Annotated in this window: 11 protein-coding genes; all 11 read right to left on the bottom strand. The window is 40.9% G+C overall.

The window, feature by feature from the left end:
* Window positions 1-11 precede the first annotated feature (11 nt).
* Window positions 12-725, bottom strand: a complete 714-nt coding sequence (locus tag BCG07_RS02130; protein WP_286888376.1) for a hypothetical protein — start codon at window positions 723-725, stop codon at window positions 12-14.
* Window positions 722-1,462: an FTR1 family protein gene (locus tag BCG07_RS02125; protein WP_286888375.1), complete on the bottom strand. Its 741-nt coding sequence runs from the start codon at window positions 1,460-1,462 to the stop codon at window positions 722-724. Before BCG07_RS02125 ends, BCG07_RS02130 begins: the two co-directional genes overlap by 4 nt.
* Window positions 1,449-1,802: a cupredoxin domain-containing protein gene (locus BCG07_RS02120; RefSeq protein ID WP_286888373.1), complete on the bottom strand. Its 354-nt coding sequence runs from the start codon at window positions 1,800-1,802 to the stop codon at window positions 1,449-1,451. Before BCG07_RS02120 ends, BCG07_RS02125 begins: the two co-directional genes overlap by 14 nt.
* A complete protein-coding gene (locus BCG07_RS02115) occupies window positions 1,795-3,096 on the bottom strand; it encodes an ATP-binding protein (protein ID WP_286888371.1) in 1,302 nt (433 codons plus the stop codon). Before BCG07_RS02115 ends, BCG07_RS02120 begins: the two co-directional genes overlap by 8 nt.
* A gap of 62 nt (window positions 3,097-3,158) precedes the next feature.
* The gene (locus BCG07_RS02110) at window positions 3,159-3,818 is read right to left on the bottom strand and encodes a response regulator (protein WP_138740676.1); all 660 of its coding nucleotides are present in this window, start codon (window positions 3,816-3,818) and stop codon (window positions 3,159-3,161) included.
* 11 nt (window positions 3,819-3,829) lie between these two features.
* Window positions 3,830-4,477 carry a tetratricopeptide repeat protein gene (locus tag BCG07_RS02105; protein ID WP_055011599.1) on the bottom strand — a complete coding sequence of 216 codons (648 nt, stop codon included), beginning with the start codon at window positions 4,475-4,477 and terminating at the stop codon, window positions 3,830-3,832.
* 13 nt (window positions 4,478-4,490) lie between these two features.
* Complete coding sequence (locus BCG07_RS02100; protein ID WP_286888364.1) at window positions 4,491-5,261, bottom strand: SDR family oxidoreductase; 771 nt, start codon at window positions 5,259-5,261, stop codon at window positions 4,491-4,493.
* Window positions 5,258-5,947: an iron-containing redox enzyme family protein gene (locus BCG07_RS02095; protein WP_286888362.1), complete on the bottom strand. Its 690-nt coding sequence runs from the start codon at window positions 5,945-5,947 to the stop codon at window positions 5,258-5,260. Before BCG07_RS02095 ends, BCG07_RS02100 begins: the two co-directional genes overlap by 4 nt.
* Complete coding sequence (locus tag BCG07_RS02090; protein WP_286888361.1) at window positions 5,940-7,418, bottom strand: AMP-binding protein; 1,479 nt, start codon at window positions 7,416-7,418, stop codon at window positions 5,940-5,942. The genes BCG07_RS02095 and BCG07_RS02090 overlap by 8 nt, the downstream gene beginning before the upstream one ends.
* Window positions 7,415-8,068 (bottom strand): thermostable hemolysin, encoded by a 654-nt coding sequence (locus BCG07_RS02085; RefSeq protein WP_286888359.1) that lies wholly within the window; start codon window positions 8,066-8,068, stop codon window positions 7,415-7,417. Before BCG07_RS02085 ends, BCG07_RS02090 begins: the two co-directional genes overlap by 4 nt.
* Before the next feature lie 119 nt (window positions 8,069-8,187).
* Window positions 8,188-8,847, bottom strand: a 660-nt coding sequence (locus BCG07_RS02080; protein WP_502694039.1) for a PKD domain-containing protein, incomplete at its 5' end; no start/stop codon positions are given.

The following is an 8,847-nucleotide window of genomic DNA, read 5'->3' as shown; positions in this document are numbered from 1 at the left end:
TATTTATATGCTTAAAATTCAAATTCTAGGGCAAGTCTAAAACTGTGGTTTTTTTCAGACTGGCTAATTTCACTTATAAAGCCAGCTTCCCATTTTAGCTGTTTTTGCCCTTCAAACCGGTATAGCCCAATAAACCCGGGCCCAATTCCGATAAAATCTTCCCCTGCATATAACTCAATAGAGGGTTGAAACGCAGACAAGTATCGGTAACGATATTGTACCCTAAACTCTGTTTCCCATTCGTTCTCTATGTCTTGTCCCCATTCGTATACCAAAAAAGCATTCATGGTGAGACTTGCACGACCAAACTCTTTTTCAATTACAAAACCGGAGGTTGCTTCGTATGCGTCGGCGTCATGCTGTTTTTCAAATTCAAACAAAGCGCCCCAATCGGCCCATAACCGGCCTTGCTCTATTAGTTGCCATCTAAGCTCCAATTCATAAGCTTGCAAGCCAAAGTCGCCGTTATCATCTCGCTCACCCACTAAATAACCTTCGAGTGCCATAGTGTCGTTAATGGCGCCACCTAAACCAATACGTTGAGCTAAAATATTGCCACTGTCGGTTTGATGCGACACAAGGCGCCACTCAAGCTCTCGTTCAAACGGCAACACATACGGGTGATAAACTTTATCCACCACTATGCCATCAGCATAAACGAGCTTAGGTATTAATAAACAAAAACCAATTAATACAGTAGCTGCAAATAGGTTTATTGCTTTCATGATTTTTCCTTAGTGATTGATTTAGGAATAAAATAACAAGCAGATAAAAATAACACGCTGCTCAGCACATAGCTTAAAAGACTGGTTAAATTTGGCGTAGCCTCATAACCGATCAGAGCTCGCAATACTCTCCCAAACTCTGAGTTTTCGGTTAAAATGTCACGTAAATCCCATACGGTTACCGTTGTTGGTATCAAATCAATTTGGCTCGCCAAATCAAGCGCCACAACTAGTTTTGCTGCACTATTTAAAGCTAACAATACCAATAAAGGGGTAAGCCCAAAGCGCTGTTTGATTGCACTCAATAAAAAATACAACAAGACGCTAAAGCTGCTGCATATTCCCAACCCTAAAAAAGTGCCAATAAATAAACTTTGAGCCGCTTCGTTGCTTTGCCAAAAGCCAATCAGGTAAATAATGTAGTGACTTAAATAAAGTGTCATTACACTGATAATCGCAATCATAAAAGCAGCTGTTGCTTGTTTAATGGCGTAGAACAGTGCACTAATAAAAATTAAAATACACAAACCAATTTGGGCATATTCTAAACCCTGATAGTCAAACAAGGGGCTCATTAACGGCGCACTTTTTACAAACAAAAATGAAAGCCCGATCCCTAAAATAAGCCCTCCCAGCAATTTCATTAAACTTTGCTTGGCTACAACTTGGAGTAAAATAAGTAAAATGGCCACCGGCAGCAACTGGTTTAGACTCATCACTAGGCTAGTTATTAGCATTAGAATGCTCCTTTTCAGTCACTATGACAGCACCACGCGCCGTATTGGGCGAAAACTCGCCAAAAAATTCATAGCGCCCAGGGATTAATGGCCCGATATAAATAACGCTTTTGCGCTTTGGGTAAAGTACTTTCTCTCGATTGAGATCGAAACTGTCGAACTCTTCAGGCGTACTATCTTGATTTTCGATTAACAAGCGTACCTTTTTATTGGCCGGCACGACGATTTCTGCGGGGTAAAACAAATGATCTTTAAGTACAATACGATAGTCTTTACTGGCGGCGTTAAATGATAAAAATACACAACAATATAAGTAAGGCCTAATAAGTTGTTTAATCACATTTTGCTCCTGCAAAAACTACCTGTACTTTTAAGCCACCCAAATCACTATCCGTTAAGTGAATTTCAGCGCGATAAATAGCAATAATATGCTGCACTATTGCCATGCCTAAGCCCGCACCTTGTTCACCCGAAGGGTGTTGGTCACCGCCAACACGATAAAAACGGTTAAATATCCGTTGTTTTTGATCGTTCGTCATACCTGGGCCACTGTCTTCTATTTGCCAAATACGCTGCTTGTGCATCTGCTTTAGCATTATTTTTATTTGTCCATTGGCTGGTGCGTACTTTATAGCATTGCTAAGTAGGTTTGAAATCAGCGTCACTAAGGTAAATTCATCACCGTTAATGATAAAATCATCTCCCTCAAGACTGATAGTGTGATTTTTAGCCTCTATTTTTTCATACAACTGGCTAACACCTTCTTGCGTGATCGCTAATAATGACTGCTCCTTAAACTGTTTTTGCCACTGCTCTGGCTGAGTACGCCCTAGTATTAGCATTTGCTCGACTATATTGGACAGTCGATTAATACCTTGGGTCATGGCTTGTAGTTCTTGGTTATCGCCTTGTTGAGCTGCCAAATTGTGCACATTAATTTTTAAACTGCTCAGGGGAGTACGTAATTCATGTGCCGCATCAGAGGCAAAAAAACGCTCTCTTAAATAGGCGGTTTCTACGCGTTTAAATAAATCGTTTAAGCGGCTGATCACCGGTTTTATTTCTTCATCTGTCACCTGCCAATTGATCGCAGTGAAATCATTTGCTTGGCGCAGAGCTAACTGTTTTGATAAACGGGTTAATGGTGCCAGTGCATATTTAACAAAAAAGCTAATAAATAGCGCAAGTAAAGGAACCGCCCAGAGCATAGGCAACATAGCTGATAAAATAACCGCCTCGGCAAGTTCAAACCGCTTAGCAATCGGCTCGGCAACAATAACGGTGCGTAAAGAAGTGACAAAAACGAATACTCGCATTCGCTGCCCTGCAATATTAAGCGTTTGAAAACCCGCTTGATACTGGCTTAAATTTAGATTCAATTCATTAGAGCCACTAAGGAGCTCACCGCCTTGCCAAATTTGATACAGTAACTGGGCGCTGTCTTGTATTTTTGGCGCCATGGCGTTTATAGATAAAGGCTGTTGCATCAACACTCCAGCGACCACTTTTAGTTCACTATCGAGTAATTGCTCACCATGGCTCATACTTTTTTGGTAGCCTTTGACTAAAGCTAAAAAGCAGGTTAACACCATCATTGACAGTAAAATAAGGGTTAAACGCTTACGAATTGACATAGAGTATGGTTACCTTTGTAAATTCAAGTTTGTGCAATCTAGGGGCGTTTTAATCACGTGAACTATCTCTTTCCCACGACATAGCCAATACCACGGAGAGTTTTAATAAAATCGCTGGGGAATTTTTTTCGTAGGTGATGAATATGTACTTCAATGGTGTTGGAGCCAACTTCTTCTCCCCACTGATAGAGTTTATTTTCTAACTGCTGTTTAGATTGCACGCGACCTTGGTTTTCCAACAGCGCCTTTAGCAGCATGTACTCTTTTCGTGGCAGAGAAAGTAGCCCATCGTTGAGTGTGACACTATGCGCTGACGTGTCCATAGTCACTTCGCCACACTGTAATAAACTCGACTGAGCTTGATTTACTCGGCGGCTCGCTACGCGCAAACGAGCAAATAATTCGGCTGGTTCAAATGGCTTAGCTAAATAATCATCAGCGCCCATATCAAGCCCTTGCACTTTGTCATCTATGCTACTTCGTGCAGTTAGTATAACCACCGGAATCACTTTTTTTTGTGCTTTTATGTGCTTTAAAATTTGTGAACCATCACCATCGGGTAAACCTAGGTCAAGTATAACCAACTCTATTTCACCACTGCCTAAGCATTGCAATGCATGCTTAACCGTTGCGCTATGCTCTACACTGTAGCCTTCTTGGCGCAATGAGCGGCAAAGCCCTTGCGCCACAAGATGATCATCTTCAACTAATAATAAATGCATTGTTTATTTGGCTATCTCTTTAGTTTTTTATCTACTTTAGCTAATAAAGAGCTAATTGCTTGTTGACGATATTTATCAGCTTTAGCACGAGTATCACGAATACCTGCTGCTTGCGCAACTAACAAATGGGCTTTAGCTTGCTCATATTCACGTTCGTCATATAAAAACTCACCATACAAGTAGTTAGTATCAATGCCTTTTTTGTTAAAAGCGAGCGCTTGCTTAAAAAACTTGTCGGCGGTGTCATCATCACCAAAACCAATAGGCCACCCCGGTACTTTACTGTATAAGGTTGCTAGACTGGCATACGCTGAGCCACCTAAAGCACTGTCGTCTATTTTTAGGGCTTGCTCTAATGACGCTTTTGCATCTTTAGCATAGCCCAGCGCCCCTAACCCGCCTTTTGCGCCAGCAAAACTGGCCAGTACAATGCCGTTCCACGTATAGCTATTTGCTGAATCAGGGTAGCTTTCAATAAATTGAGCACTTTGCTCACTTAGTTGAGTAAAGGCTTTGATTTGTGCATCATCTTTAAGCTCATAATTAGCAACCGCCCACTGCTGTTGAATAGCGAGTAAATCGCTTTGTTCGTCTGCAAATACCGGCGATGAAAACACACTAACAATGCTTAAATAAGCTACTAAAGTAAATTTTTTCATAATAAATCCTCTATTAACCTAAAAACTGTTTTATTTTAGGAAGCTGTTTGGCAATTGCGTTATCCACAATACCTGGAAAAACGCCATTGATACGTGCAAAAAGTTTCTCAGGAAAACCAATAAATCGTCTGGTTTTATTTGAGTTTAATAACGCAACTAACTCATCAGCCACCAACTGCGGGGAGTCCATTTGATTACCAAGCGCCTTATTCATTGCTCGGGTTTGTGCATCATTAATATCTGTATCGGTTGCTCTTGGTGCTAAATAACTAACTTTAACGGGTGTGTCTGAAAGCTCTCGTGATAGCGCTTCGCTAAAACCACGTAAACCGAACTTACTAGCACAGTAAAGTGTTTGATACGGGTAACCTATGCTGCCAAATGACGACCCAACATTAACTATGGAGCCTTTATTCGCGTGCAACTGCGCTAAAAACAGCTGACATAATTTCATAGGGACGCCTAAATTAGTGCTCAGTAGATTATCAATTTGCTCACTACTCGATGCACTTAAGCTTTGCATTACATTAATGCCTGCATTGTTTATGAGTAACTTAGCGCCACCTAATTTTTTGGCTTTAATGGCGAGTGCCAACATGTTTTCGGCAACCGTTAAATCCCCCACAAAAACTATACTACCGGGACATTGGCTACTTAACGTATTGAGGGCATCACTATTTCGCCCCACCAAGAGCAGTTGCCAACCTTGGCCGTGTAATGTTTTAGCAATCGCTTGACCAATTCCGCCTGTCGCACCAGTTAATACACATAAGCCGGTATTCATGCGTGTTGCTCTTGTGCTGATGCTTTAAAAAACGGCTCGTTGTCTAAAGCGCGAAAAATATCGCCGTACAAACGGTAAAAACATTTTGCGCCATGTAAAATAGCCTGCTGATCCGCCTCGTCGGTAATTTGATTCATTAAGTTTTCAAAAAACTTAACATGCTCTATATCAAGAGCGCCGTGAGAGGTTAAATAGCTAAATGCTTTTTTAGGAAGCCCTACTGCATTCGCTATGTTTGATGCGGCTCCATCAGCAAGCGCAATTGAGGTCCCCTCTAATACGTGAACCATGCCAAAAAAGCTAAGCGGATTTTTACGTGCAATACTATCGTAGGCATACGACACCATCATTTCAGTGGCGAATTGTGGCTGACTATGGCGCACACTTTCTTTATCAAACCCACAGGCTGCAATGTCGTTTAGCACCCACTCTTGATGACCAATTTCTTCTTCAATATATTCAGCTACCGCTTCACGTAACCATTCTTGCTCGTCAGTTAAACGTGCGCCAAGTGACATCATTAAAGGAACAGTGTGTTTTACATGATGATAAGCCTGTGCTAAAAACGAGGCATACTCTTCAAGCGTTGCTTGTCCGTTAAATACACGCTGTATAATTGGCGCAGCTAATAAGTACTCACGCTCGTTTTGAGTTTGTGCTTTTAATGTATTAAAAAAATCACTCATGGATCACTTCTCCAAGTCGGTAAAACTGTTCAAAAATAGGGCTGTAGTGCTGGCTAATTGCCGCTCGTTTAGGGCGATTATTAGCGGTTAATAATCCTTGCTGCTCGTTTAAAGGTTGGGCTAAACGGTGCCACTTTTTAATCTGTGCGTAGTCAGGAAGTTGCTGGTTTACTGTTTTTAAATGTGCTTTTAATTGCTCATCACTAAACTCGGGTGCCGCATAAATAAGCGCGCTTAAAAATGGCTGGCTTTCACCAAACACCACCGCTTGCTGTATCGCACTTTGGCTTAAAATTAATGATTCAGGCCATTCGGCGCTAACATTACGCCCCATACTGGTGATGATCAGATTTTTTACTCGCCCTTTTATGTACAGCTTATTATTACGCTTAGATACTAAGTCGCCAGTGGCGTACCAGGTGTTTGGGTTATGCGGCGCTTGATTTAAATACCCTAAAAATAACGATCCTTTAATAAATAACTCACCATTTTCAACTTTGGTTTCAACGTGCCCTAATACTTCACCAGCACTATTTATATCGTCATAGTTGGGGGTGTTTAAACTCACTACTGAGGCCGCCTCAGACAGACCATAACCTTGATAAACCGGTAGGTTATATTCTCGTGCAGTTAAAATTAAAGATTCACTAACCCGTGCTCCGCCAACAGCAATAAACTTAAGTGACTTTGGTGGCTGCCAGCCTTGTTTTGCAAAGGCAACTAAACACGTTAATAACTCAGGCACTAAAATAAGGGTGTTAGGTTTTACACTATCGATTGCACCAATGAGTTTGTTAGGTTTTTTTAACCCTGAGCCAACAAAACCTAATTCGTTTAGCGGCATTAAATGTATACAACCGCCACTTAACAAAGGCGCATACACACCCGCTATATTTTCCAGTAATACTGGCAGCGGAAGTAAGCATAAATGCACGGGGTTACTAATATTTATTTGCTCACATAATGACTGAGCTACCTGCATTTGGCTTTGTGTTGATAAGCACACCCCTTTTGGCTCGCCAGTAGAACCTGAAGTAAATGTAATTTTTTGCGTACCAGTAAAATAGCCCACGGGTTCAATCGCATCGAGCTGATAAATATAAAGGGTATAATGCTCAAATAATGTTACCGACAATGAATGCTTGCCAAGCGAATAACGAGGCATATCACTAATAAAAAACTGCGCACCACATTGCGCTAGCACATACTGTGTTTGCTGCTGACTAAAAAAATGGGCGATAGGCACCGTAACCTTGTTTGCTGCACTGGTTGCGGCATCAACAACCAGCCAAGCTGGAGTGTTATCAAGCTGGAAGGCAATTGCACCTGAGTCTAAAGCGTTAAAAATAGCTGTTAGCTTATTAGTTTCTTGTTGTAACTCCAAAGCGCTAATAGGCATCACTTTATTGGCTAAGTAACTAACAACCACTGGCCCATTCGCTACCTTATTAATATTATTTAATAGGCTCATAAGCTCCCCAACTCGGTCATTAAGGCATTAATTTGTTGTGTGTTTTGCTGTTTAATATTTAACAGCATGGGTGTGTTAAGTACTTGCTGATGTGCCTGCGCTAAATTAACAATGCACACCGTAGGTTGATTTGCATAATAACTTCCCCAACTTAATGGGTTTTCAACCACAAAGCTGTTTGCAACAGCAACCTCAGTGCAATTAACCCCCAGCATTCGAACCATCGCCCTTACTTTTTTTGTGGCGCAAAATACTAAATACTTAGCTCCAGTATTGTAAAGTGCCTCGTTAACAACAATAAAATGACCAAGCGTTGCCCTGCGATGTGTAGAGCATAAGTTACCTAGCTCAAATATTTTGCTACGCGGAGTTTGTTCTAATAAAAAGTGCTCAATGGGCTCTGCAGTGTACTGCTCAATAAATAAGGGAGAGGTAGCTTGCCTTAAACCTAACGTACATTGCCCCTCAATTGTTGTGTATTGACAAAGTAGTGGCATAAATGATTTAAGCGTTGCATTGTAAGCTACTAAAAAGCCATCTTTTACCGCAGATTCTAGTGCATTACGATGCTCACCATTTTCTCGAGCAGTTATTAAATGTGCCGAATTTGATATGTTATCTAGTGATAAGTTTGACTGTGCTAATTGCATAAACATCGCCCGTTTAAGGAGTATGTTTATAAGTTAAAGAGCGAAACTTAAAAAAAACTTAAGAAACAAAAAAGCCCTTAAATAAATTTAAGGGCTTTTAAAGTAAAGTTTATTTTTAGCTATTTGGCAACGCGTTTACGGCGTCTATTAAACCAAACTAATGGTGCTAGTAGTAAGGCAATAAAGCCAACACTACCGCTGCTTGATTTTTTCTCTACAACAGGTGCTACCGGTTCAGCTTCGTTTTTAACCGTAACAGTAGTTTGCTGCATTACAGTTGCAGTGCCATCACTAACCGCAACTTCAAAAACAAGATCTTCATCAGCGGTGATTGCTGCTGGTGTAAATGAGAGTGTAGCTGTATCTTCCCCTGATAATGTTGCTGCAGAACCACTTACTTGAGTCCATGCAAATGTCAACGTATCGTCATTTCGATCTGATGCACTTGCTGTAATGGTCCCTGTTTCTGACTCACTAATTTCACTTGATGCGTTTTCAACTAGTAATAACGGCATCGCATTGTCACAAGAAGTGATTGAATCTCCTGCTACAACTGTTGAGAACACAGGTGACAATACATTTGACATTGTTAAATTATCAATCCACCAACCAAAATCAGAAACTACAGCGTCAGATGAAATACGGAAACGTACTTTTGCTTGGTTACCATTTAATGCAGTACCAAAGTTGATTGTTTCATAATTACCATATGCACCAGACTCCTGAATATTTCTACCAGTGAATGTACCGCGCTCTTGTAAAGCCTGAGATGTGTTTTC

The sequence above is a fragment of the Pseudoalteromonas sp. ESRF-bin5 genome (genome assembly GCF_002632075.1).
In the GTDB taxonomy this organism is placed as follows: domain Bacteria; phylum Pseudomonadota; class Gammaproteobacteria; order Enterobacterales; family Alteromonadaceae; genus Pseudoalteromonas; species Pseudoalteromonas marina.
Note: the sequence above shows the minus strand (reverse complement) of the source record. Positions and strands in the feature narration are given on the sequence as shown.